At 60.8% G+C, this 24,784-nt stretch carries 23 protein-coding genes and 1 pseudogene; 16 read left to right on the top strand and 8 right to left on the bottom strand.

The window, feature by feature from the left end; all coding sequences use genetic code 11:
* Window positions 1-40: 40 nt before the first annotated feature.
* From ACHMXK_RS08060 to ACHMXK_RS08025, 8 genes and pseudogenes are all read left to right on the top strand, one after another.
* Window positions 41-2,977, top strand: coding sequence for a monovalent cation/H+ antiporter subunit A (locus ACHMXK_RS08060; RefSeq protein WP_397439262.1), 2,937 nt, complete (start codon window positions 41-43; stop codon window positions 2,975-2,977).
* Window positions 2,977-3,357 carry a Na+/H+ antiporter subunit C gene (locus tag ACHMXK_RS08055; protein ID WP_397439260.1) on the top strand — a complete coding sequence of 127 codons (381 nt, stop codon included), beginning with the start codon at window positions 2,977-2,979 and terminating at the stop codon, window positions 3,355-3,357. The genes ACHMXK_RS08060 and ACHMXK_RS08055 overlap by 1 nt, the downstream gene beginning before the upstream one ends.
* Window positions 3,354-5,052 (top strand): annotated as a pseudogene (locus tag ACHMXK_RS08050) (monovalent cation/H+ antiporter subunit D). The gene ACHMXK_RS08055 and the pseudogene ACHMXK_RS08050 overlap by 4 nt, the downstream one beginning before the upstream one ends.
* The gene (locus tag ACHMXK_RS08045) at window positions 5,052-5,543 is read left to right on the top strand and encodes a Na+/H+ antiporter subunit E (protein WP_397442476.1); all 492 of its coding nucleotides are present in this window, start codon (window positions 5,052-5,054) and stop codon (window positions 5,541-5,543) included. The pseudogene ACHMXK_RS08050 and the gene ACHMXK_RS08045 overlap by 1 nt, the downstream one beginning before the upstream one ends.
* Window positions 5,540-5,818, top strand: coding sequence for a K+/H+ antiporter subunit F (locus ACHMXK_RS08040; RefSeq protein ID WP_397439258.1), 279 nt, complete (start codon window positions 5,540-5,542; stop codon window positions 5,816-5,818). Before ACHMXK_RS08045 ends, ACHMXK_RS08040 begins: the two co-directional genes overlap by 4 nt.
* The gene (mnhG, locus tag ACHMXK_RS08035; protein ID WP_397439256.1) at window positions 5,815-6,174 is read left to right on the top strand and encodes a monovalent cation/H(+) antiporter subunit G; all 360 of its coding nucleotides are present in this window, start codon (window positions 5,815-5,817) and stop codon (window positions 6,172-6,174) included. Before ACHMXK_RS08040 ends, mnhG begins: the two co-directional genes overlap by 4 nt.
* 49 nt (window positions 6,175-6,223) lie before the next feature.
* Entirely contained in the window at window positions 6,224-6,610 is a 387-nt protein-coding gene (gene crcB, locus ACHMXK_RS08030) for a fluoride efflux transporter CrcB (RefSeq protein WP_397439254.1), read from the top strand.
* Between the two features lie 286 nt (window positions 6,611-6,896).
* A complete protein-coding gene (locus ACHMXK_RS08025) occupies window positions 6,897-7,151 on the top strand; it encodes a helix-turn-helix domain-containing protein (protein WP_397439251.1) in 255 nt (84 codons plus the stop codon).
* A 17-nt stretch (window positions 7,152-7,168) separates the two neighbouring features.
* Here ACHMXK_RS08025 and ACHMXK_RS08020 read toward each other — a convergent pair whose 3' ends face one another.
* Window positions 7,169-7,993, bottom strand: coding sequence for an SDR family oxidoreductase (locus tag ACHMXK_RS08020; RefSeq protein ID WP_397442475.1), 825 nt, complete (start codon window positions 7,991-7,993; stop codon window positions 7,169-7,171).
* A gap of 326 nt (window positions 7,994-8,319) precedes the next feature.
* Here ACHMXK_RS08020 and ACHMXK_RS08015 point away from each other — a divergent pair, with 326 nt between their 5' ends.
* Complete coding sequence (locus tag ACHMXK_RS08015) at window positions 8,320-8,703, top strand: winged helix-turn-helix transcriptional regulator (RefSeq protein ID WP_397442474.1); 384 nt, start codon at window positions 8,320-8,322, stop codon at window positions 8,701-8,703.
* A gap of 204 nt (window positions 8,704-8,907) precedes the next feature.
* Here the strand turns inward: ACHMXK_RS08015 and ACHMXK_RS08010 are convergent, their stop codons facing one another.
* Window positions 8,908-9,651: an SDR family oxidoreductase gene (locus tag ACHMXK_RS08010; protein ID WP_397439249.1), complete on the bottom strand. Its 744-nt coding sequence runs from the start codon at window positions 9,649-9,651 to the stop codon at window positions 8,908-8,910.
* A 102-nt stretch (window positions 9,652-9,753) separates the two neighbouring features.
* Between ACHMXK_RS08010 and ACHMXK_RS08005 the strand changes: the two genes are divergently transcribed.
* The gene (locus tag ACHMXK_RS08005) at window positions 9,754-10,665 is read left to right on the top strand and encodes an AraC family transcriptional regulator (protein WP_397439247.1); all 912 of its coding nucleotides are present in this window, start codon (window positions 9,754-9,756) and stop codon (window positions 10,663-10,665) included.
* 103 nt (window positions 10,666-10,768) lie between these two features.
* Here the strand turns inward: ACHMXK_RS08005 and ACHMXK_RS08000 are convergent, their stop codons facing one another.
* Window positions 10,769-11,656, bottom strand: coding sequence for a LysR family transcriptional regulator (locus ACHMXK_RS08000; protein WP_397439245.1), 888 nt, complete (start codon window positions 11,654-11,656; stop codon window positions 10,769-10,771).
* 96 nt (window positions 11,657-11,752) lie between these two features.
* Here ACHMXK_RS08000 and ACHMXK_RS07995 point away from each other — a divergent pair, with 96 nt between their 5' ends.
* The 4 genes from ACHMXK_RS07995 to ACHMXK_RS07980 all read left to right on the top strand — a co-directional run bounded on the left by ACHMXK_RS07995 (window position 11,753) and on the right by ACHMXK_RS07980 (window position 15,928).
* Complete coding sequence (locus ACHMXK_RS07995) at window positions 11,753-12,757, top strand: NAD-dependent epimerase/dehydratase family protein (protein WP_397439243.1); 1,005 nt, start codon at window positions 11,753-11,755, stop codon at window positions 12,755-12,757.
* A 123-nt stretch (window positions 12,758-12,880) separates the two neighbouring features.
* Window positions 12,881-13,741: an alpha/beta hydrolase gene (locus tag ACHMXK_RS07990; protein WP_397439241.1), complete on the top strand. Its 861-nt coding sequence runs from the start codon at window positions 12,881-12,883 to the stop codon at window positions 13,739-13,741.
* Between the two features lie 295 nt (window positions 13,742-14,036).
* Window positions 14,037-15,302: a M20 family metallopeptidase gene (locus tag ACHMXK_RS07985; protein WP_397439239.1), complete on the top strand. Its 1,266-nt coding sequence runs from the start codon at window positions 14,037-14,039 to the stop codon at window positions 15,300-15,302.
* Complete coding sequence (locus tag ACHMXK_RS07980) at window positions 15,299-15,928, top strand: trimeric intracellular cation channel family protein (protein ID WP_397439236.1); 630 nt, start codon at window positions 15,299-15,301, stop codon at window positions 15,926-15,928. The genes ACHMXK_RS07985 and ACHMXK_RS07980 overlap by 4 nt, the downstream gene beginning before the upstream one ends.
* Before the next feature lie 293 nt (window positions 15,929-16,221).
* On the opposite strand, the gene ACHMXK_RS07975 is transcribed toward ACHMXK_RS07980, so the two are convergent.
* Window positions 16,222-16,857, bottom strand: a complete 636-nt coding sequence (locus ACHMXK_RS07975) for an FMN-dependent NADH-azoreductase (RefSeq protein WP_397439234.1) — start codon at window positions 16,855-16,857, stop codon at window positions 16,222-16,224.
* A gap of 185 nt (window positions 16,858-17,042) precedes the next feature.
* Between ACHMXK_RS07975 and ACHMXK_RS07970 the strand changes: the two genes are divergently transcribed.
* Window positions 17,043-17,876: a LysR family transcriptional regulator gene (locus tag ACHMXK_RS07970; RefSeq protein ID WP_397439232.1), complete on the top strand. Its 834-nt coding sequence runs from the start codon at window positions 17,043-17,045 to the stop codon at window positions 17,874-17,876.
* A gap of 1,292 nt (window positions 17,877-19,168) precedes the next feature.
* Here ACHMXK_RS07970 and ACHMXK_RS07965 read toward each other — a convergent pair.
* The 4 genes from ACHMXK_RS07965 to ACHMXK_RS07950 all read right to left on the bottom strand — a co-directional run bounded on the left by ACHMXK_RS07965 (window position 19,169) and on the right by ACHMXK_RS07950 (window position 23,525).
* Entirely contained in the window at window positions 19,169-20,044 is an 876-nt protein-coding gene (locus tag ACHMXK_RS07965; protein WP_397439230.1) for a carbohydrate ABC transporter permease, read from the bottom strand.
* Window positions 20,041-20,943: a carbohydrate ABC transporter permease gene (locus tag ACHMXK_RS07960; RefSeq protein ID WP_397439228.1), complete on the bottom strand. Its 903-nt coding sequence runs from the start codon at window positions 20,941-20,943 to the stop codon at window positions 20,041-20,043. The genes ACHMXK_RS07965 and ACHMXK_RS07960 overlap by 4 nt, the downstream gene beginning before the upstream one ends.
* A 122-nt stretch (window positions 20,944-21,065) precedes the next feature.
* Window positions 21,066-22,385, bottom strand: coding sequence for an ABC transporter substrate-binding protein (locus ACHMXK_RS07955; RefSeq protein WP_397439225.1), 1,320 nt, complete (start codon window positions 22,383-22,385; stop codon window positions 21,066-21,068).
* 63 nt (window positions 22,386-22,448) lie between these two features.
* Window positions 22,449-23,525, bottom strand: a complete 1,077-nt coding sequence (locus ACHMXK_RS07950; RefSeq protein ID WP_397439224.1) for an ABC transporter ATP-binding protein — start codon at window positions 23,523-23,525, stop codon at window positions 22,449-22,451.
* 353 nt (window positions 23,526-23,878) lie between these two features.
* On the opposite strand from ACHMXK_RS07950, the gene ACHMXK_RS07945 reads away from it, so the two are divergent.
* A complete protein-coding gene (locus ACHMXK_RS07945) occupies window positions 23,879-24,781 on the top strand; it encodes a LysR family transcriptional regulator (protein WP_397439222.1) in 903 nt (300 codons plus the stop codon).
* Window positions 24,782-24,784: the final 3 nt, after the last annotated feature.

The following is a 24,784-nucleotide window of genomic DNA, read 5'->3' as shown; positions in this document are numbered from 1 at the left end:
TCTGCCTTCGTCCCAGGTTGACTCGATAGAATGGGCAGCAATGCCTCTAGTCCTGCTTGTTGTCCTTCCCTTTGTTGCCAGTGTGCTTGCAGCCCTGCTGCCGGCCAACGCCCGTAACCGCGAGTCAACCCTGGCAGGCCTGGTCGCACTGGGCTGTGCAATTCAGGCGGCCTGGTTGTTTCCCCAACTGGCCGGCGGCAAGGTGTTGCGTCAGGAGATCGAGTGGCTGCCGGCCCTGGGTCTGAACCTGGTCTTCCGTATGGACGGTTTCGCCTGGCTGTTCTGCATGCTGGTGCTGGGCATAGGCGCGCTGGTAGTGCTCTACGCGCGTTATTACATGTCGGCTTCGGACCCGGTACCGCGTTTTTTCTCCTTCTTCCTGGCCTTCATGGGCGCCATGATGGGTGTGGTGCTGTCTGGCAACCTGGTGCAGATGGTGCTGTTCTGGGAACTCACCAGCCTGTTTTCCTTTCTGCTGATCGGCTACTGGCATCACAGGCGCGACGCTCGGCGCGGTGCACGCATGGCACTCACGGTCACAGGCGCCGGCGGCCTGTGCCTGCTGGCCGGCGTGCTGATGCTGGGGCGCATGGTCGGCAGCTACGACCTGGACGTGGTGCTGGCTTCGGGTGCGGCCATACGCGCCCATCCGCTGTACACCCCGACGCTGGTGCTGGTGCTGTTGGGCGCCTTCACCAAAAGCGCGCAGTTCCCCTTTCATTTCTGGCTACCCCGCGCGATGGCGGCGCCCACACCGGTGTCCGCTTATTTACATTCGGCCACCATGGTCAAGCTCGGCGTCTTCCTGATGGCGCGGCTCTGGCCAGTGTTGTCCGGCACCGAGCAGTGGTTCTGGCTGGTCGGTGGCGCCGGCGCCATCACCTTGCTGCTGGGCGGCTTTGTGGCCATGTTCCAGCGCGACCTGAAAGCGCTGCTGGCCTATTCCACCATCTCGCACCTGGGGCTGATCACCTTGCTGCTTGGGCTCAACAGCCCGCTGGCCGCCGTCGCGGCGGTTTTTCACGTGATGAACCACGCCACCTTCAAGGCTTCGCTGTTCATGGCGGCCGGCATCATCGACCACGAAACCGGCACACGTGACATCCGCAAACTCAGCGGGCTGATGCGCCTGATGCCCATCACCGGCACGCTGGCCATCATCGCCAGCGCCTCCATGGCCGGTGTGCCGCTGCTCAACGGCTTTCTCTCCAAGGAAATGTTTTTTGCCGAGACGGTGTACATCCAGTCCACCGGCTGGCTCAACTGGGGCCTGCCCGTCATCGCAACCCTGGGCGGCATCTTCAGCGTCGCCTACTCGGCACGTTTTGTGTTTGACGTTTTTTTCGGCCCGCCTTGCGGCCCGGCCGTGCCCAAACAACCCCATGAGCCACCACACTGGATGCGTGTGCCGGTCGAACTGCTGGTGCTGATCTGCCTGGTGGTCGGCATTGCACCGGCCTGGTCGGTCGGTCCCCTGCTGGCCACGGCGGCAACACCGGTGGTGGGTGGTGTGTTGCCCGAGTACAGCCTGGCGGTATGGCACGGCTTGAACCTGCCGCTGGTGATGAGTTTTATCGCACTGGCGGGCGGCGCCCTCCTGTACCGACTGCAGCGTCGTGGCCGTGCCCAGGGCCGCCTGCAACATACGCCGCTGCTGCATCGTTTGGATGGCCAGCACATTTTTGAAAACCTGCTGGCGCGCCTGAGCGAAGCTGGTCGGCGCAGCCGGCAGTTGTTGGGTACGCGACGCATGCAATCGCAATTGCTGCTGCTGGTGGCCGTGGCCGTGAGCGGTGCGGCAGCGGCCTTGTGGTTCACGCCGGCCGAACGCGGCACACGCGAACTGCTCGCCTTCTCCCCCATGTTCGCCATGACCTGGCTGATTGGTGCGGCCTGCGCCATCGGCGCGGCCTGGCAGGCCAAATTTCACCGCTTGGCCTCGCTCATGCTGGCAGCGGGTGCCGGGCTGGTCAGCTGCATCACCTACATCTGGTTTTCCGCGCCCGACCTGGCCCTGACCCAACTGGTGGTCGAGGTGGTCACCACGGTGCTGCTGCTGCTTGGCCTGCGCTGGTTGCCCATGCGCAAGGTCACGATCCAGCCCATCCAGACCCGCGTGCGCCTGCTGAGTCGGCGCGGACGGGACTTGCTGGTCGCCGCCCTGGCCGGCTGCGGCATGGCCGCGCTGGCCTGGACCGTCATGACCCGGCCTTTCCCGCAAAGCATCTCGCCCTTTTTCCTGGACCACGCCTTGAGCGAAGGCGGCGGTACCAACGTGGTCAACATCATGCTGGTCGACTTCCGCGGCTTTGACACCTTTGGCGAGATCACGGTGCTGGGCGTGGTCGCGCTGACGGTGTATGCGCTGCTGCGCCGCTTCCGGCCGGCGCGCGAATCCATGGCAATTCCCATCCAGCAACGCCTACAAACCGACCACGGCAGCAGCGACCTGCTCAACCCGCGTCGCGCCGTCGACACGGCGGTGGGTTACCTGATGGTGCCGGCCGTGCTGGTCCGGCTGCTGCTGCCGCTGTCGGTGCTGGTGTCGGTTTATTTCTTCATGCGCGGGCACAACGCACCGGGCGGCGGCTTTGTTGCCGGGCTGGTGATGTCGGTGGCGCTGCTTTTGCAGTTCATCGTTTCGGGCACCGAATGGGTGGAAGAACACCTGCGTATCTATCCCCGGCGCTGGATCGCCATCGGCCTGCTGCTGGCCATCACCACGGGCGGCGGTGCCGTCGTCCTGGGTTATCCCTTCATGACCACCCACACCGCCCACCTGCACCTGCCGCTGCTCGGCGACATCCATATCCCCAGCGCGCTGTTTTTCGACACCGGCGTGTTTACGCTGGTGCTGGGTGCCACCATGCTGATCCTGACCGCGCTGGCCCACCAGTCGATACGCAGCCACCGCTGGGCCGAGGAACAGGCTGAAAAAGAGGCCGAAGCCCAGGTTGCCGCAGAGGAAGCCCGCTGATGGAAATGGTGCTTGCCCTCGCGATTGGCGTGTTGACCAGCTCAGGCGTCTACCTCTTGCTGCGTCCGCGCACTTTCCAGGTCATCATGGGCTTGACCCTGATCTCCTATGCCGTCAATCTCTTTATCTTCAGCATGGGCCGGCTCAAGATCGATAGCGAACCGGTGCTGGTTCCCGGCGTTGTCGCCACACTGGCCAACACCGCCGACCCGATGCCGCAAGCCCTGGTGCTGACCGCCATCGTGATCGGTTTCGCAATGACCGCCTTGTTTCTGGTCGTGCTGCTGGCCTCGCGCGGGCTGAGCGGCACCGACCATGTGGATGGCCGGGAAGACGCCCTGGATGACACTCGCCTGCACATCAAGGAAGCCAAACCATGAACGGGCTTCTTCACTGGCTGGACCGCCTGCTGGAAGCCACCATGCCGCATCTGGTGGCGGTGCCGATTCTGGTGCCCCTGCTGACAGCCGCCCTGATGCTGCTGCTGGGCGAACAACGCCGCCGCACCAAATCCGCGCTCAGCGTGATCTCTGGCCTGATCGGCCTGCTGGCCGCGCTGGCCTTGCTGCGCTGGGTCAACGCGCCCGACACCGGCGGCGGCCCCGGCTCCATCGGCGTCTACCTGCCCGGCAACTGGCGTGCGCCCTTCGGCATTGTGCTGGTGGCGGACCGCCTCTCGACCATGATGGTGGCGCTGACCGGCGTGGTGGCCTTTGCCGCGTCGATTTATTCCACCTCACGCTGGGACCGCGCGGGTGTGCATTTCCATCCGCTGTTGCAGTTGCAACTCATGGGGCTGAACGGTGCCTTCCTCACCGGCGACCTGTTCAACCTCTTCGTATTTTTTGAAGTCATGCTGGCGGCTTCTTATGGTCTGTTGCTGCATGGTTCGGGGCGTCTGCGTGTGCAGGCCGGCCTGCACTACATTGCAATCAATCTCGCCGCCTCGTCCTTATTCCTGGTCGGCGCGGCCCTGCTGTACGGCGTGACCGGCACCCTCAACATGGCCGACCTGGGCATGCGTATCGCGCAACTCGACCCCGGCCGACCGCGGCCTGGTGCATGCGGCGGCGGCGATCCTGGCCACAGCTTTTTTCGCCAAGGCCGGGGCCTGGCCGCTGAACTTCTGGCTGGTGCCGGCCTACAGTGCGGCTGTCTCGCCGGTCAGCGCGGTGTTTGCCTTGCTGACCAAACTCGGCATCTATACCGTGCTTAGGCTCTGGACCGTGTTATTTGCACCTGACACCGGCGCCTCGGCGCAGTTTGGCCAGAGCGTGCTGATGGCCATCGGGCTGGCGACCCTGTTTGTCGGTGCGCTGGGCATCGTCGGTACACAACGGCTCTCGCATCTGGCGGGTTACAGCGTGCTGATTTCAGCCGGCACGCTGCTGACTGCAGTCGGGCTTGGACAGCCGGCGATCTGGGCCGGCGCGTTGTATTACCTCTTGAGTTCAACCCTGGCGGTCAGCGCCTTCTTCCTGCTGATTGACATGATCGAACGCTGGCGCAATGCGGGTGCCAGCATCGCGCCGCACGAAACGGCCGACAACGCGCCCTTCCTGTCCCCAGACCTGACCACCTTCGACGATGTGAACCTTGATGACGAGCAGCAGGCGCTGTATGGCCGCGCCATCCCGGCCGGTGTGGCCTTCCTTGGCCTGGGTTTTGTCGGCTGCACCTTGCTGCTGGCCGGCCTGCCGCCGCTGTCGGGTTTTGTCGGCAAGTTCGCCATGTTGACGGGCCTGTTTGATGCCCCCGCCATCACCCTGGCCAGCTGGTTCTTCCTGGCCTTGTTGCTGGTCTCTGGCTTTTTGACCTTGGTCGCACTCAGCCGCGCCGGCATACGCCACTTCTGGACGCTGCCGCACAGCGCCATCCCGGCCCTGCGCGCGATCGAGGTCCTGCCGGTCGCGGCACTGCTGGCCGCCTGTGTGGCGCTGACGATAGAGGCTGGGCCGGTGATGCAACATGCGCAGGCCACCGCACAAGGCCTGTTTTCACCCAGCGCTTACCGCAATGCCGTGATGGGTGCGCGGCAAATTCCCAACCCCGCACCCAAGCAGGCGGCCCCATGATCAAGCGCTGGCTCCCCTCGCCGCCCCTGTCGCTGGCCTTGTTTGTGGTCTGGTTGCTGCTCAACCAGTCCCTGGACCTGGCGACCTTGCTGCTGGCGGTGGTGCTGGCCGTGGCCGTGCCGCTGCTGACGCGGCGCCTGCGACCCGCCGCTGTGCGCATGCGCCGGCCTGGCGTGGCCTTGCGGCTGACCGGCGTGGCGCTGTTCGACATGTTGCATTCGGCGCTGACGGTGGCACGGCTGTTATTGACACGTCGCACCCCGGCCATCGCCTCACGCTTTATCCTGGTGCCGCTGGACATCCGCGACCCCAATGCCTTGGCCGTGCTGGCCATGATCTGCTGCCTGACACCCGGCACGGCCTGGGGCGAGTTGTCTTTCGACCGCTCGGCGCTGCTGCTGCATGTGTTCGACGTGGAGGACGAGGCGGCCTTCATCGCCATGATCAAGAAACGTTACGAACAACCGCTGATGGAGATTTTCGAATCATGACACCGGTACTGCTCTGGGCCCTCAAGTTCGCGCTCTTTCTGCTGGCCGTGGCCATGCTCTGCGCCGTGACACGGCTGCTGATAGGCCCCAGCGCGCAGGACCGTGTCATGGCGCTGGACTGTCTCTACATCAACGGCATGCTCATGATGCTGGTGCTGGGCATTGTTTATGCCAGCAATGTGTATTTCGAGGCGGCCATGCTGATTGCGCTGTTCGGGTTTGTTGGTTCCACGGCCATGGCCAAATTTTTGCTGCGCGGGGAGGTGATCGAATGAGCACGCCACTGCCACTCTGGGCCGAGATCCTGACCGCCGTGTTTGTCGTGCTGGGTGCGGCTTTCGCGGCCATCGGCTCCTTCGGGCTGGTGCGGCTGCCGACTTTTTTTCGCCGCATCCACGCCCCCACGCTGGGCGCCACCGCCGGTGTGTGGTGTATCACGATCGCAACCATTGTTTATTTCTCGGTGCAGGGTTTCAATTTATTCCTGCATGCGGTGCTGATTGCCCTGTTTGTTGCCCTCACCGCGCCGGTGACCACCATCTTCCTGATGCGTGCGGCCCTGTTCCGCGAGCGTCAAAAAGGTGGTGACGTGCCACCGGCCGCCACCTCCACACCAACGCCCCACAAGTAAGCGGCCAAGTCAAGCCAGGCTGCCGCTCTTGTCTACAGCACCTTCTGCCATGCTTTCTGTCCTTGCCATCTGTTTGGGCGCCTGCATAGGCGCGCTGGCCCGCTGGGGCCTGGGGCTCTGGCTCAACCCGGGCGGGCTGATGCCCTGGGGCACGCTGGCCGCCAACCTGCTGGGCGGTTACCTCATCGGTGTGTGTGTGGCGACCTTCCAGTCCATGCCGGACATGGACCCGCTCTGGCGTCTGTTACTGGTCACCGGCTTCCTGGGTGCGCTGACCACCTTCTCCACCTTTTCCGCCGAAGTCATAGGCCTGCTGCAACAAGAACGTTACGCCGTCGCCCTGGGCACGGCGTCGCTGCACCTGTTCGGCTCGTTGCTGCTGACGGTGGCTGGCATCAAAAGCGCTCTTGTTTTAATAGCTACTCGTACCCAGTAGACAAGGGCTGGAGGCCTATTTTCATGCGAATGAGCTTCTGGAGGCGGGTTTCATCCAACACCGGGCTGTGAAGCAGTTCCAATTCGCTGCCTGCTGAAGAGTGACTTCCGACATAGGGCTATTCAAGCTGCAGGCTTCATACCCGACGTTGGCATCGACCGGTTGAATCCGCCGCCAAAAACGGTCTTTCGTCCCAGTGACTACGACCTTTTCGCGATGGAAACGAGGAGTCCGGCGCTATCGACTGTGTGCACTCCACAAGCCATTTTGCAGAGACAATCCAAGAATGACTCAAGGCAAGCGAATATCTTCGGACATTGGCAGCGATACAGTGCAGGCCATCAAGGACATGGGGGCCGCGGCGAAACGCGCCCGCATGGCCGCAGGCGATGGGCAAGCCGCCGCGGCGACCCGCCTAGGCGTCCACGTTCAAACAATTGCTCGCATCGAGTCCGGCGAGCCGGGCGTTGCGATTGGGCATATGCTTGGTCTGCTTTCGCTTTATGGCATCACCACGAGCTTGCGGTTGCCGGAGACCTGAAGCAACACTGTCAAGTCTCAAACAGTTGGAACAGTTCCGCCGTCGATGACATATTCCGTACCAGTAATGGATGCTGCGCGGCTGGACACAAGAAACCCGATAAGGTCCGCAACCTCTTTGGGTTTTGCAGGCCTGCCTAGTGGTATTCCTCCAAGCGAGTTCATCAACGACTGACGGGCTCCCTCATAGTCCGTCCCGCTATTTCGCGCAATCTCGTTGACGAGGCCTACCGCCGCCTCTGTTTCAGTCCAGCCGGGTGACACGCGAACCACACGGACTCCCTTCGGACTGACTTCTTTGGACAGGCTCTTACTGTAAGTTGAAAGCGCCGCCTTCGCTGCGGCATACGCTGTGGTTGCCTCAGCAAGTGGTAGTTGCCGCTGGATGGATGTGATATGCACAATCACACCCGCGCCCTGGGCCACTATGTCAGGCAACAAGGTTCGGTCGATGCGAACCGCCGGAAACAGATTGAGGTCGAACGCCTTCTGCCATTCGTTTTCGTCCAACACTGCGTAGCCACCTGCCGGCGCAGACGAGCCGCCCGCGACGTGCACCAGAATGTCAACGCCCCCCAACTGCTCTTTTACGGCCTGAGCAATCGCGGAACACCCTGCCACGGTCGTGATGTCGGCAGCAACGAATGCAGCTTCTCCAAAATCCGCTGGGCACGAGCGAGCCGTCGTCAACACGGTTGCACCCGCCCGCGTCAACTGTTCAACCACTGCCGCGCCAATCCCCTTGGTGCCGCCCGTTACAAGCGCCCGGCGGCCTTCGAGTTCGACCGGGTTACGGATTTCCAGTGACACGATGAGGTCATCCTTGAGAGTGAAGACATGCATCAGGTCGGCAACCTCTCCCGGGAAGTTGCCCTTCAGCCTTGCAAGAAGTTTCAGGGTATCGCCAATATGGGACACGCCGAGCGGCCTCAGGCTGTATTGATATTTCGCTTCTCCCGCTAGTTGCCAGGCTTTGATGGCTTCCAGACCACGGAACGTCCTGCCTTCGTCAAGCACAAGCGCATTGCTGTGGAAACAGTTGGCCAATTGGGACTTGTCTGGATTCCCTTTGGACGCAAGGTAGTGTGTCACGGCTTCAGGGGTGTGATGGGTCATGGTATTGCTCGATGGGAGTTGCGATGCAGCCATTCTGGGCTTATGCTCACTCAATGGATAGTACCAACCAAAAGGTAAGTGCCTCGCGCAAGGCTAAACGCAAGACCTACACCCCACTCAGCGCAGCCATCGATGTCGAAGCATGTTTCAGCATGCTGGAAGGGCGGTGGAAGCTCGTCATCCTGTTCTACCTGTTTGGCGGGCAAATTCAGCGTTTTTCCGATTTAGAAAAGCGCGTGACCGGTATCTCACAGAAAATGCTTGCCCAGCAGCTACGACAGTTGGAGGCTGATGGCATCGTTGAGCGCACCGTGCATCAGCAGGTCCCGCCGAAAGTTGACTATCGCATGACCCCTTGGGGTCAGGAACTATGCCCTGCCCTGGACGCGATGTTGAAGTGGGCAGAGCGACGAGAGATTCACACCTTGAAACGGTAGCGGTCCGGTGAAATCGAGCGGCTCGAAAATGAACAGCCGCAGGACATTTGGGGCATGCAACCCAGGAGAACCATCTACAAAGTCCGCTTGGGGCAAGATGCCGTCCGGCGAGTTGCGGCCTGGAACGGAGACAGGTCTGTGGAACGGCGCGTTACAGGCTGGCGTCACCATGCGACACAGAGGTCACATGGCGCCAGCCATCGTTCACTGCTTCTGTGATAGCGCGATCGCGTCAGCACCAGCCGGATACCGGAGCTTGTCGGTCGGATCATTCGCGGCGCGCCACACCGCTTCAGCCACATCTGCTCCGGTGGTCACTGCAGTCGGGTTCCCCAGCGCTGAAAAAACGGCCTGTGCAAACGGTGTATAGGTATCGGGAATCAAACCTTGCATGCGCTCTGCCCCATTTGCCGTGAAGCTGGTGCCCGGCCCGTAACCCGGCTCTACCAGCTTCACGCGAACATTGAAGGCGGCCAGCTCGAGCGCGAGCGATTCGGTGAAGCCCTTGATCGCGGTCTTGCTTGCGGTGTACGCCGCCACCAATGGCATCGGAGCCATCGTCACTGTCGAGGTGACATTGATCACTAAGCCCGATTGACGAGCCCGGAACTGCGGCAGCACGGCCTGGGCCATTGCCATCATCCCGAAGGTATTTGTTTCGAAAATCTCACGCACCGTGGCCATCGGAGTCACTTCGAACGCCCCGAAGAGGCCGAGGCCGGCGTTGTTCACGAGGACATCGATAGGTCCTGCAGCCTCGATTGCGGCGGCGATGCTTTCAGGCTTGGTCACGTCGAGCAGCAGCAGGCGCAGACGCTCGGAGGCGGGCAGCGCATCAGCTCGCAACGTTCGCATGGTGGCAATGACGTTCCAGCCCTGGGCGTGGAAGTGGCGGGCAGTCGCCAGGCCATAGCCAGACGAACAGCCAGTGATCAGTACGGTTTTCATAGGGTTTCCTTATGAGTTGGGATTGAGGTGGCGTAACGATATCGATTACAAGCAGGACTTACCACAATCCACAGTCCATCATTCGTTTGCAGGAGTCCTGTCATGGTTGACCCGCTCGCGGAAGTCATCTCGCTGCTTAGGCCGCGTGCTGTGTACTCGAAGGTGATCAGCGGCGCCGGTTCGTGGGCTGTCCGCTACTCGGACTTCGGCCAGCCAAGCTTCTGCACAATGCTCGAGGGCGAATGCGTTCTTGCCGTTGACGGGCAAGAGCCCCTCACGCTTGTCGCTGGCGATTTCCGGCTCATGCCGGCAACTCCCGGGTTCACCCTGTCCGGGTTTGCTCCAGCGGTTCCCGTCTTTCTCGACCCCAAGCTGCAGCCGCCGCCCGAGGGTGAGATTCGCCACGGGACGCGTGAAGGCCCGCCCGATGTGCGCATGCTTGGCGGCTACTTCGACTTTGATTCGCCTGATGCGGCATTGATGGTCTCGCTGCTGCCCACCTTGCTGCACGTGCGCGGCATCGGGCGGCTCCCGCTGCTGGTGCAGCTTGTCAGGGAAGAATCCATAGCGCAGAGACCCGGTCGCGAGCTTGTGCTGGGACGACTCATCGAAGTGCTGCTTGTCGAAGCGTTGCGCGGGGCGCCAAGTGAAGGTGCGCCACCGGGGCTGCTGCGCGCGTTGGCGGACACCCGGCTGGCCGCAGCGATGCGGCACATGCATGGCGACCCTGCACGCTCGTGGACGGTTGCTGAGCTCGCGAAGAAAGCGGCGTTGTCGAGGTCAGCGTTCTTCGAGCGCTTCTCGCGCGCCGTGGGCTTGCCGCCCATGGAGTACCTGCTTGCCTGGCGAATGGCAATCGCGAAGGATCTACTCAGTCGCAGCGACTTCGCACTGGCAGAGGTGGCCGAACGCGTCGGTTACAGCTCGGCCAGCACATTTAGCACTGCGTTCAGTCGCTATGTGGGGCAACCCCCCAGTCACTACGCGCGGCAGGGGGGCGCTTCACCCAAATGATCCGTCCAGCTCTTGGATTCTCGGGCGAAGTGATCAGAGTGCTGTTTTCAATGGGAATTTGAGGCAGTACTGATCAAACTTCCTCCGTGGCATCACGTCTGGCTCACCTCACGTAGAGCCGGAGCCCTCGGACGAGCGCATCAAAGGTGGCTCGGCATCGCGGGCTGCCACGCAAGTCCTCATGCATCGCAACCCATGTGGCCAGTTCAAATGAAAATTTTTGCGGCAATACGCACACCAAATCCCTATCGCGCTTGGCAAGCGCGACTTGGCATATACCGATACCTGCTCCGGCTCGCATGAGCGCCATCTGACCGAGATCGCTATCACAGCGAAGGACGAAGTTGTCGCGTGTCCAGGGCGAAAGGAGCGACCGCGCAGAACGCAAGAAAGGTGTTTCTTGATCGAAGCCGATCAAGCTGTGCTGCGTCAGTTCGGCCACGGACGCGGGGCTGCCCCGTCGATCCAAATAGGCCTTGTGCGCATGCAGTCCCAGCACCACGTTGCCGACCCGCGTGGCCAGCAACACCTCCTGCTGCGGGGAAGTCATGCGAACAGCAATGTCGGCCTCCCTGCGCACCAGGTCCTGAATTTTGTTGCTAAGCACCAGTTCGACCTTGAGGTCTGGATGCACCTGCTGAAGCGCGGCCAGGATAGGCGGCAGCACCTCAACGCCCACCACTTCGCTGGCGGAGATGCGCACCGTGCCGCGCACGCCCTCGCCAAATCCGCGCGCGACGCGCTCCAGCGACGCCGCGGTGATGTGCATGCCCTCGGCATGGCTGCGCAATGCCAGCGCCGCATCGGTAGGCAGCAGGCCCGCCTGCGAGCGCGTGAAAAGCGCCAAACCCAGCGCCTCCTCTAGTGCGGAGACATGGCGGCCCACCGTGGGTTGGGTGAGATTCAGAGCGCGGGCCGCGCCCGACAGCGAGCCCTCCTGCAGCACCCCGAGGAAGGTGCGATAGAGCTCCCAGCCGATTTGCATAGTCATACAAAATTGTATGGTGGCAGTTCATTATTAGGCAATTTATTTTCTACCAGATTGCGCCCAAAATTCGCTCCACTGCAACACACATGGAGAGTGATGATGGAAATTAGGAACACAGTTCTCGTACTGGGCGCGACCGGGGGCATAGGTGGCGAGGTGGCCCGCCAGCTGCGTGACGCGGGGTGGCACGTGCGCGCCATGAAGCGCGGCCTGGATGAAACCGGGCTCAAAGATGGCATCGACTGGGTGGAAGGCGACGCGCTGCACCGTGCCGACGTGATGTCAGCGGCCCGCGGCTGCTCGGTCATCGTGCATGCGGTGAACCCCCCAGGCTACCGCCGTTGGTCGGAACTGCTCCTGCCCATGCTGGACAACACCATTGCCGCTGCCACGGCGCACCGCGCCACTATCGTCCTGCCGGGAACGGTCTACAACTACGGGCCCGACGCTTTTCCCGTGCTGACCGAAGCATCCCCGCAGCACCCCGAAACGCGCAAGGGTGCCATCCGGGTTGAGTTGGAACGCCGCATGGTGGTAGCGGCACAAGGCGGCGCGGTGCGCGTCATCGTCGTGCGGGCCGGTGACTTCTTTGGACCGAAGGCTGGCAATAGCTGGTTCACCCAGGGCATGGTCAAGCCCGGCCGCCCCGTGTCCGTTGTCCATCTGCCGGGTGACGCGGGTGTGGGCCACCAGTTCGCCTACCTGCCTGACGTGGCGCGCACGATGGTGCAGTTGCTTGCGCAGCGGCAGGCGCTCCCACCGTTCGCCGCTTTCCACATGGCGGGGCACTGGGACGCAGACGGATCCCAACTGGGCAAGGCCATTCAACGCGCCGTGGTTAAGCACGGGCACGCCCTGCCCAAGCTCAAGGCGTTCCCATGGCGGCTGGTCCGGCTGGCGTCGCCGTTCGTGCTCACCTTTTGTGAACTACTGGAGATGCGCTACCTGTGGCGCCAGGAAGTGCGCATGGACAACCGTCGTCTGATCGACTTCCTCGGCCACGAGCCGCACACCCCGCTGGACGATGCGGTCAAGGCCACTCTGACCGGGATTGGGTGCTTGACTCATCCAATATTGAACAATAAATTACAAACTGATAGTTGACACTTAAACTATTTATATTTAAATTTAATTCACCATTGAAAGATTTGAGTGCGACTTTCAAAGGCCTTCCTCCATCGCACTCTTGTGTTTCAGCGCGCCAGGGCGCGCCGTAAGGAGTTTCAAATGTCCATGTTCAAGTCCTCCAAATTCGTCTCCGTCGTCATGAGCGCAGCACTGCTTGCCGCAGGCGGCGGCGCGACGGCCGCAACGCCTGCCAATGCGGCCAAGCCCAGCATCGTTCTCGTGCACGGCGGCTTCGTCGACGGGTCGGGCTGGGAAGGTGTCTACAAGATCCTGAAAAAGGATGGTTACGACGTGACCATCGTCCAGAATCCAACGATTTCACTTGCCGACGATGTGGCGGTCACCAGGCGTGTGATTGCGGCACAACCCGGACCTGTTGTCCTGGTCGGGCATTCCTATGGGGGGGTCGTGATCACGGAGGCCGGGAATGACGACAAGGTCACGGGCCTGGTCTACATTGCCGCGTTCGCGCCCGACAAAGGCGAGTCCGTCAACACACTGATCAAGGATCCGCAACCTGGCGCGCCGGTGCCGCCCATCCTGCCGCCGCAAGACGGTTTCCTGCTGCTCGACAAATCGAAGTTTGCCGCCTCGTTCGCCGCAGACGTGAACCGTGACACCGCGGCGTTCATGGCCAACTCGCAAGTGCCTTGGGGTGTGGATGCACTCGGCGGCGCGGTCTCCAATCCGGCGTGGCAGTCAAAGCCGAGTTGGTACCTGGTCGCGACCGACGACAAGATGATTCCGCCGCCGGCGCAACGCCTCATGTCCAAACGTGCCGGCGCTACCGTTATGGAAACCGGAGGTAGCCATGCGGTCTACGTGTCAAAGCCAAACGTCGTCGCCAGGTTGATCGAACAGGCCGCCTCGAATGTGAAGGTTTTCCTTGCAGGCCCTCACGCCCGCACCATCTCAGGCCAGATGTTTCCCATTAATGGCGATTCCAAAGCCGCGTCATAACAATGACCAACGCTGACATCCGCCCGTCCGCATCTTCGGTCGGCCGGATGAGTCGGCGCAATCGTGGCCCAGCCTGTGGAACGGTCGGACCGCCGTCCTCGTCGGACTCGTGCTGCTGGGCATCAGCTTGTGCCACGCTGTCAGGGGCTGTCCCCACTGCTGAGCGATGTGCGCGAGGCACTGGGCATTGCTACGGCGGGCGCCTTACGCCTTACGTAAGACAAGCCCATGGAGCGACTCTTGGCGAATGCAACTGCATGGAGCATACTGAATATCTAACGTTCGGAGGTTTTCCATGAACTCGCTCGTTCAAGCGCTGCAGGGCTGCAGCGACAAGCTGCTGGCGGAACTTGAAACTATCTACAAGGACCTTCACCAGCACCCGGAGCTGTCGATGCAGGAGGTCCGAACCGCCAAGGTCGCGGCAGACTACATTGAGGCGTTGGGCTTTGAAGTGACACGCGAGGTGGGCATCACAGGTGTCATTGGGGTATTGCGCAATGGTGAGGGTCCTACGGTGATGCTCCGCGCGGATATGGACGCGCTGCCCATGGCCGAAAATACCGGCTTGCCCTATGCCAGCACGGCCAAAGCCAAAGATGAAGATGGCGTCGAAGTCGACGTTGCCCATTCCTGCGGGCATGACATGCATGTGACATGGCTGATGGGTGTTTCGCGCGTCCTTGCAGAGCACCGCGACGCCTGGAAGGGAACGGCCATGGTGGTATTTCAACCGGGTGAAGAGATTGGGCGCGGAGCCAGCAGCATGGTTGACGACTGGGACGCTGAACGCTTTCCCAAGCCAGACATTATTTTGGGCCAGCACGTTATGGTGGGGTCTAGCGGCACGGTCGGCTACCGCCCGGGGGTTATTTTGTCAGCAGGAGACAGCCTGAAGATCAAGCTGTTCGGGCGCGGTTCGCACGGTTCACAGCCGCAAACTTCCGTTGACCCGGTCATCATGGCCGCTTCCACGACGCTGCGCCTGCAGACCATCGTCTCGCGTGAAATTTCGCCGATGGATAACGCCGTGCTTACCATTGGTTCGCTGCAAGCGGGTACCAAAGAAAACATCATCCCCGACGAAGCCACCCTCAAGCTGAATGTGCGCACCTTCGACGAGGACGTGCGCGAGTACATGCTGGCATCCATCAAGCGAATCTGCTGCGCGGAGAGCGATGCGTCCAATGCCGAGCGACCACCGGAGTTCACCACGCTCAGCCAATACCCGCTGACCGAGAACGATGCCGCTGCCACGTGTCAGGTTTCCGATGCCTTCAAGGCCCAGTTTGGCGACAAAACCTACGAAGCGGCACCCGCCTCGGCCAGTGAAGACTTCAGCGTCTTCGGCCGGACCTGGAATGTGCCTTACGTCTTTTGGTTCGTCGGAGGGACCGACCCTGGCATATATGCACAAGCCAAGGCGGCCAAACAAGTCAACAAGATACCAAGCAATCATTCGCCCAAGTTCGCACCGGTGATTCACCCAACGCTGGAAACGGGCCTGCACGCCATGCTGACCGCTACCTCGGCCTGGCTCGGCCCTTCGTCGCAGGCATGATGGAACACAACCTCTTTGTATTGGTCGACTTGCTGGGCACCTTCGCGTTTGCAGTCAGCGGTGCTCTCGCCGCCGGGCAAAGAAGGCTCGACCTGTTTGGCGTCCTGGCCATTAGCTACCTGACAGCTTGTGGCGGCGGATTTGTTCGAGACCTGTGCCTTGGCTCGCTACCGCCGGTCGCGATTTCTGATTGGCGCTACCTTGCGACATCGGCCTTGGCCGCCGGGATGGCCATCTGGGCGCGTCCAGTCATTGAGCACCTCAGGCACCCAATTGTTTTCTTTGACGCGCTTGGGTTGGGCTTCTTCGCCGTCATTGGCGCGCACAAGGCGCTGCTGTTTGGCCACAACGTCGAGGTTGCCATCATTCTTGGCATGGTGACCGCAGTCGGCGGCGGCGTCGCAAGAGACGTGATGCTCAACCGCGTGCCCATCATTCTGGAGAAAGAAATTTACGCGGTTGCGGCGTTAGTCGGATCCGCCACCCAAGTGCTTGGACAACTCATGGAGTGGAGGCTCGCTGTCACGCCTTGGTTAGGGGCCTTGATTTGCGTTGCAATCCGCCTGCTCTCCCTACGCTATTCATGGCGCCTTCCAGTGGTCCGTAGACGTGACGTAGCGGAATAGCAAGCGCCTTCTTAGTCCGCTTGCTGATTGCCACGGGCACACGCGCCAGCCGCGCAGTTCCCAGGCCGCCACGACCGACCGCAGACTGGCAATTCAACCATAAAAATTCGACATCCCGAAAGCTGCCGGTGGCGAATGCCAGCAAACGCTGCAAAGCAGTCGTCGGCACCCGCCTGGCAGAAGACTGCGTTGGGCCCGAATCCGACTTCAGGGCCGCCGAGTCGCTCGCCTGTAAGCGCTCACCAGAACAACGACGCCCAGAATGCCTGCAAAACCCTGACGCCAGGCCAGGCTCAGGATTGGCGGGTGATTTCAACTCTCGCAGCGCGGTCGATCTGCGGCTCTAGCGCAGCGATGAATCCATCCATCGTCTGCTCATGCAGGTCGACGGCTTTCGCCCCGCCACCCGCCACCACGGTGACGTCCTCGATGCCGATAACGCCGAGGATGAGCCGAAGGTATTGCGTCGCGATGTCGCGATCCTGGATAGGCGATCCCTCGGTATAGACGCCGCCCGAGGCCAGCAGCAGGGTCGCCTTCTTGCCCTTGACAAGACCCCGGCCGTCGAAGCCGAGCGTCGCGCCCTTGCGCACGATGTGATCCACCCACGCCTTGAGCGAGGCCGGGACGTTGTAGTTGTAGACCGGCGTCGAGATGACAAGGTGCTCGGCCGCGAGCAGTTCGGCGACCAGTTCATCGGACAGTCGAAGCTCCTCCTTCATCGCTTGCGATTGATCTGCGGGCGGTGTGAAATAAGCCTGCAGCCAGGGCGCCGTGACGAATGAGAGCCCGGAGTCGACGAGATCGCGATGCACGATGTGATCTCCCGGATGTGCTGTGCGCCATGTCGCAAGGAAGCGTTGGGTCATTTGACGCGAGACGGACTGCCCTTCGCGCGGGCTGGTCTCAACAACGAGAAGCTGGGTCATCGGAAGTTTCTTTCTTTCGGAGTAGGTGAGCGATACGCGGGCTGCCGGTGGATGGGCCGCAAAAGGTTCAGCGGCTAGCAAATTTCAAAGTAACAAGCGGAGCCGGTGACGGTAATTTAGGCGCCACCATGCTTCTAGGGAAGAGATAAAAGTAAGATACTTTCCATCTGTTTTGGAGATGGATAATGATAGGCAGCCTCACCCTTGACCAATTGCGTGTCCTCGTGACCATCGCTGACGCGGGCAGTTTTTCAGCTGCCAGCCGCGAACTCAGGCGCGCGCAGTCGGCGATCAGCCAAGCCGTCGCCAATCTTGAGGGACTCCAAGGCGTCGAACTGTTCGACCGCCGAGGGCACCGCCCCCGCCTGACCGAAGTGGGTCGCGTGTTGGTAGATCAAGCCCGCTTGGTGCTCGCAAGCGCCACTCGTTTCGAGGCCGTTGCAGCCAGCACGCGGGCAGGTGTAGAACCAGATTTGACAATCGCGATCGATCCCCTGGTGCCGACCGCACCGCTGATTGACAGCCTACGCGCGCTCAGCGAGACCTTTCCCGATCTCCCGGTGCACTTTTCGACCGAAGGGCTGGGCGGCTCATTGCGGCGGCTTCGCGGTGGTTCAGCGGCCATGGCCCTCTGCTTGCTGCTGCCTGGCGTCCCTGAGGATATCGCCGCCTATCCCTTGCTGCGCGCGCCCATGCGCGCGGTCGTCGCGCCCGGTCACCCGCTCGCCTCGTTGGGGCGTCCGGCGACCGAGAGCGACCTCGCGCCGCACGTCCAATTGGTCCTGTCGGATCCAGTCGACCCGGGCAGCGCAAATTACGGCGTGGCCGGCCCCCCGACTTTGGCGATTTGTCGATCTCGGTCGTCGATTCGATTTCCTGTTAGCGGGATTCGGTTGGTGCCGCATGCCCGAGCACCTCGTGGCGACGTCGATCGCCGCAGGGGCACTCACGGCGATCGAGATTCACGAAGATCCGACGCCTCCAGAAGGTCTGACGATCTACGCGGCGCACCGACGTGATCGTGCGCTCGGCGTGGCGGGGACGATGGTTGCTCGATGAGTTGCGTCGAAACCTCGTCTCGTGATCAAGTGGAACACCGGAAAGCCGCCCTTCGCGAACGCCTGCTCGTGGCCGCATTCTGCCTCAGCTCATGGTTAGCTCAGGGCCCAACGCAGCCTCACGATCCTTCGGTGCCAGGGACCGCTTCGCAGCGGAAGCGGGCATCCGACGGCGGCACCTTTCTGGCAATCCAAATGGATTGGGTGGAGTACCAGTCAGCGGTCGGTCACGGCGGCACGCTTGGGGTACGAAGCGGCCATTCGGTGCGCCGGGCAGCCTGCCGGTCGAGCCCGTGAGGACTATGGCATCTTCATCGAGGAGAATGGCATGACTGGCACGGAATGGTCCGAATAAAAACCGCGTTGGACATGTGCACGAGCCAATAAGAGCATTCTCGTAACTCCAGTGTTGCTCGATGACAGCAAAAAAATGGAATTACGCGTTATGACCTCAGAGGCGAGGACAGTCTAGGAGCCGTTCGTAATGAGAAGGTCAGGTGTTCAATTCATCTCTCCGGCACCAACAACAGCAAGGCCGTGACGCTATTAAAACAATAGCATTCTGGCCTTTTTCATTTTCGATGTAACGGCGGATGTAAGAGCGTTTCAAGAACGCCGCCAGCCAAAAGACATCATGACGAACGAATCAATCGCTGGACAACGCGATGGCTTCCGACTTCGAGGCCAGTCGCACCAGCCTTCATCTACGGCGATCACGTCAGCGTGATGGCGCAACCGCGGCCGGATCGGGTGCTAAGGGGTTGCCAATCACGCGCCAATACCGCAATTGCGGTAACTCAGTCCGATGCACCCAAGCTGCTCAACGTCAGCATACGCAGCGTCCGGTCAAGTTTCGCTTAAACGATCTTCCTCTCTAGACTGTCCCCACACCTGTCGGATGCTCGCGAGGTCGTTTGAGCCAGTCTTCAGATCGGAGTATTGCTGCGTGCCAGTTACGCGAACTTGAGGCAAGGCACCTGAGGAAACCTAAGGGTTTGCTCAGGGAGATTTACTCAGCACTCTGACTATAGTCAAAGACTTTAACCGTGTCCACGCGGCCCGTGGGAACTTGAGGGAACAACACTGTTTGACCAACACTGAAATGCAAACCACCGTCGCAGCAAACAGAAGCACGCCAGAATGTCGCGTCAACATGGCTTCTCACTCCTTTTAGAGTGATGTTTTCCATACGGGGATAAACCCGTCCCAAGCATGCAGTCTACGATTAACCTTACCCTTGAAGCTGTGCGGTCTTATTCCTTGACCGCGCCCGTCATGCCGGATACGTAGTATTCGACGAAGAATGAGTAGACGATGGCCACGGGCAAGGAGCCCAGCAAGGCACCCGCCATCAGCGGACCCCATTGGTAGACGTCGCCTTGCACCAGTTCGGTCACAACGCCGACCGGCAGCGTCTTGATCTCCGACGACGAAATGAAGGTCAGCGCGTAGATGAACTCGTTCCACGACAGCGTGAACGCGAAGATACCGGCCGAGATCAGCCCTGGCACCGCCAGCGGCAGCACGATCTTGACCAGAATCTGCCAGCGACTGGCACCGTCGATCAGCGCGCACTCCTCAAGCTCGAACGGAATCGAACGGAAGTAACCCATCAGCAGCCATGTGCAGAACGGTATCAGGAAGGTGGGGTAGGTCAGGATCAACGCCCAGCGCGTGTCGAACAACCCGAGTTTGAAAACCACGTTGGCCAGCGGGATGAATAGAATGGTTGGCGGCACCAAGTAGGCGAGGAAGATCCCCAGCCCGACGTGCTTGGAGCCGCGAAAGCGCAAACGTTCGATTGCATAGGCTGCGAGAACTGCCGCCGCAAGCGAGAAGGCGGTCGACACGACCGATACCAGTACCGTGTTCCACATCCATGCGGGGTATGAGGTTTCGAATAGCAGCTTGTGGAAGTGCGTTAGGGTCGGTTCAATCACCCAGAAGGGGTTGCCTTCGCGCGAGAGCAGTTCGGCGTCGGGCTTCACCGACGTGATGGCCATCCAGTAGAACGGGAACAGCAGCACGAACAGGAAAACGAGCAGAGGCAGATACACCGTGACCGCGCGGCGCGGTATCGATTCTAGAAAACTCATGCCGCCGGGGTCGGCTTCGGTGGTGCCGCTCATTTGTCGGCCCCTCCCTGTTGCCAGGCCCGGCGTTGCAAACCGAAGAAGCTGAACATGATGCAAGCGAGCAGGAACGGCACCATCGCGATCGCAATCGCCGCGCCTTCGCCGAGCGCACCGCCATTGATCGCGCGCTGGAATGCGAGGGTCGCCATCAAATGCGTCGCATTCAGCGGGCCGCCGCGGGTGATCACGTAGATTAGTTGGAAGTCGGTGAAGGTGAACAACACCGAGAAGGTCATCACCACCGCGATGATCGGCGTCAAAAGCGGTAGCGTGACATGGTAGAACTGCTGCCATGGTGTGGCACCGTCGATCGCCGACGCTTCATAGTACGAGGGTGAAATCGTCTGTAGGCCCGCCAGCAGCGTGATCGCCACGAAGGGCACGCCGCGCCAGACGTTGGCAGCGATGACGGCGAAGCGCGCGTGCCACGGCGTGCCGAGGAAGTCGATGTAGTGGTCGATCAGCCCCATCTTGACCAGCGCCCAGCTGATGATCGAAAACTGCGAGTCGTAGATCCACCAAAAGGCGATTGCCGACAGTGCCGTCGGCACGATGTATGGCAGCAGGATGACGGCGCGAAAGAAGGTCTTGAAACGGATGTTGCGGTTCAGTAGGATCGCGAGCCAGAGTCCCAGAAAGAACTTCAGCACAGACGCGACCGTCGTATAGAAAAGCGTGTTGAACAAGGCAAGTTGGGTGACACTATCACCCAGCAGAAACTTGTAGTTCTCGAGACCGATCCAGGCACCGGGACGTCCGACCTTGGCATCGGTGAAGCCCAGCCAGATGCCCAGTCCGAGCGGATAGGTCAGGAACAGCACCAGCAATGCCGTAGCCGGGAGCATGAAAATCAAGCCCAGGGCGTTGCGGTTGTTTTGCAGTTTTTGCAGCATGATGAAGTTCACTCAGTCCTGCCGTGAAGAGAAAAGCCAGTTATCTTGCAACTCAGACTGGCCGCCCAGTCAACCGGGGTTGTTAGACCCAAGGTGAATTGGGCGTCAACAAGCACGCATCATCAGACCTTGTAATAGCGCTCGGCGCGTTTTTGCGCTCGCTCCGCCGCTTCTTTCGGCGTCTTCGCGCCGCTCGCCGCTTCGGCCACCATGTTGACAACGATGAAGTCGGCCGCAGCGCCCGCCGATGCATAGCCGAGCTTGCCGGCGTAACCGGCCGGTCGCATGTTCTTGACCGCATCGCGGTACGGCGTGTTCTTCGGGTCCGAGGTCCAGATGGCGCCCTTCGCATAGGCCTCGAGCGGCGGCGCGACATAGCCGCCGGCGCTCGTTTGCCATGGGTCGTACTGTTCCTGCTCCATCATGAAGCGCAGAAATTCCTTGGCCGCCTTCGGATACCTGGTGTACTTCATGATCATCTGGTTGAAGTACAGCTGCGACTCGGTTGGCACGCCGACCGGGCCGATCGGGTACGTTGCGTGCTGGATGTCGAGTGCGATCTCCTTCAACTTAGGGTCGGGCGAGTTCTTCGCCGCGTAGTAGATCGAGATGCCGTTGTTGGTGACGCTGATCTGTCCGTCCAGAAAGGCCTTGTTGTTGTTCGGATCGAGCCACGACAAGGTGCCGGGGATGAAATTGGCGTACAGCTCTTTGCCATACTCGAGCGCCTTGATCGTCTCGGGGCTGTCGATCACGACCTTGTTGTTGATGTCGACGAGCTTGCCGCCGAAGGCCCATATGAGCCAGTTACACCACAGGCCGTCGCCAGTTGCGTTGCCCAGCGCCATGCCGCCGGGCGTTCCCTTTTCCTTCAGTGCCTTCATCATCTTCAGGAAGCCGTCGGTATCTTTCGGAAAGCTGTCGAAGCCCGCCGCTTTCAACATGCTCTCGCGGTAGACCATCATCGAGCCGGCGGCACCGAGCGGCACACCGATCCACTTCTTTCCGTCGGGGCGTAGGAAGGCGTTACACACCGGATACCAGCCGCCGTATTTCTTGCCGAGGTATTCGCACAGATCGGTCACATCAAGCAACTTCTCGGGGTACAGGTTGGCGTCGTCGTTGGTCGACAGGATGATGTCGGGGCCGGCGCCAGTGTTGGCTGCGACCGCGGCCTTCGGGCGCACGTCTTCCCAGCCTTCCCTGTCGACGCGCACTTCAATCCCGGTTTTGTCGATGAACTTCTTGACGTTGACCATGTAGGCGTCGATGTCGCCCTGCACGAACTGGCTCCATCGCAGCACTCGCAACTTGGCGCCTTTTTCGGGCTGGTTGCTCCACTGTGCCTGAGCCGCTGCGGACCAGAGCATGGGTGCGACCGCGGCGGCACCGGCGACTGCCGATGTTTTCTTGAGGAATTTGCGACGATTTAAATCGGACATGGATGTCTCCTTTAGTTTGGGTCAAGCAACAAAAACCGGGCGCCGCTCGGCGCAGTCAAGCACTCAGCCTGCCAAGCGCATTCCGCTGGCAGCATCAAACAAATGGGCGCGGGCGAGGTCGGGTCGCAGGCGGATGGTTTCACCGGGCTTGAACGCATGGCGCTCACGAAACACGCTGGTGACCTCGATGCCGGCGATCTTGGTGAATATCTGGGTGTCGGCTCCCGTAGGCTCGACCATCAGCACCACGGTCGCAATGCCGTCACCCGCGCTGGCCAGATCGATGTGTTCGGGCCGTGTGCCGTAAATTACTTTCTGGCCGTCCTGGCCGCCCGCATGGATCGGTGCGGGCAAGGACAGTCCATCACGGAACTCGACGGTGGCGGCGCCGGCGCTGCGCTTGAGCACACCTGGCAGAAAGTTCATGGCTGGCGAGCCGATGAAGCCTGCCACAAACCGGTTGACCGGATGGTCGTACAACTCCAGCGGCGAGCCGGTCTGCTCCACGATGCCGTCGCGCATCACAACGATCTTGTCGGCCATGGTCATGGCCTCGATCTGGTCGTGCGTCACATAGATAGAGGTTGTTTTAAGGCGCTGATGCAGTTCCTTGATTTCGGTGCGCATCTGTACCCGCAACTGGGCATCAAGGTTAGACAGGGGTTCGTCGAACAAGAACACCTGGGGGTCTCGCACGATGGCGCGACCCATGGCCACACGCTGACGCTGTCCGCCGGACAGCTGGCGCGGGAAGCGATCGAGCAGATCGACCAGGCCCAAGATGTCGGCGGCCTTCATGACCCGTTCATCGGCCATGGCCTTGGATTGCTTGGTCAGCATCAGGCTGAAGGCCAGGTTGTCGCGCACCGTCATGTGCGGGTAGAGCGCGTAGTTTTGGAACACCATCGCGATGTCGCGCTCCTTGGGCATCATGTTGTTCACCACTTTGCCGCCAATGAGGATTTCTCCACCGCCTATTTCTTCAAGGCCCGCAATCATGCGCAGCAGGGTGGATTTGCCGCAGCCTGACGGGCCCACGAGCACGGTGAACTGGCCGTCCTCAATGTCGATGTTCACGCCGCGAATGACATGGGTTGCGCCGAAATGCTTTTCGACCCCCCTAATTTGAACGGCAGCCATGCGTTCCTTGAGGTTGTTTTTTTTAACCTAAAACTTTGTAGCACAAAAGAATTAGATTGTCATCAGGGTCAACCAACGTGTCAGCTATACATTTCTCATCCGATTTATGGTGGCGGGCAAGCCTCGAATCACAACCAGCCATTGGAGATACTCTCAAGGACATCGTGGACTTGCCGCCTGTTGACCACAATGGACCTATGAAGTTCCTGGCGTGCATCACTGTGGATTTTCGGTGCTCGAAAAAGGCTGCATAAATCGTGCGCTGGAAGCTTCTCAATTCTGGAGCAGGGCCACCTTCTGCGTCATGGCATTCACAATGCATGACAAGAAAAACCGAGTTGTAGACTAGTGTGATGAAACTAGATCCGGTATCTCTGAAGCTTTTCATTGCAGTCGTCGAGGAGCAAGGGATCGGCAAGGCAGCCGAACGCGGGCACATCGCAGCCGCAGCCATCAGCAAGCGCATCACCGAACTCGAAATCACGCTTGGTACACAGCTCCTTACGCGCAGCCACAAGGGCGTTGAGCCGACCGTCGCAGGGATCGCCTTGTTGCGATTGGCGCGCCAGGCATTGCACTCGCTCGACGAGGTCCACACCCAGATGCTCGACTACGCGAGCGGCACACGCGGCCAGGTTCGACTGTTTGCCAACATCTCTGCCATCACCCAGTTCCTGCCTGGGGATCTCGCGAGGTTCGCCGAGGAGTATCCCGAGATCCAACTTCACCTCGAGGAGCGAAATAGTGCAGTCACGATGAAGGCAGTGGCGGAGAATGCGGCCGATGTCGGCATCTACACACGCCAGCCTCACGGGGATGACATCGAAACGCGGCCCTATGAGGAGGATGAGCTGGCTGTCGTGCTCCGGCGTGACCATCCGCTCGCTGTGCATAAGAGCCTCCATCTGACGGACCTGCTCGATTGGGATTTTTTCGGACTTCGCACCGGCAGCGCCATCAATAGCCAACTCACGGAGGCCGCCGTGCGAACTGGTCGGACGATCCGTTTGCGCGTGCAGGTCACGGGCTACGACGCCCTGTGCCTGATGGTGTCTGCCGGCCTTGGCATCGCAATTGCGCCGCGCCATCTCGTGCGGCTTTTCGTCAAGCGCCTGAATATCTGCGAAGTGAAACTCGCGGAGCCATGGGCTCGTCGCGAACTGGGCATCTGCGTGCGCGCCCACGCAGAACTTCCAACCGCGTCCAGCCTGTTGGTGAAGCATCTGCAGCAGTGCGCGAATGAGCGTAAACCCTAGTCT

Origin of the sequence: Polaromonas sp. UC242_47 (assembly GCF_044452385.1) — a bacterium.
Lineage (GTDB): Bacteria > Pseudomonadota > Gammaproteobacteria > Burkholderiales > Burkholderiaceae_C > Polaromonas.
This window is presented reverse-complemented; position numbering and strand designations above follow the sequence as displayed.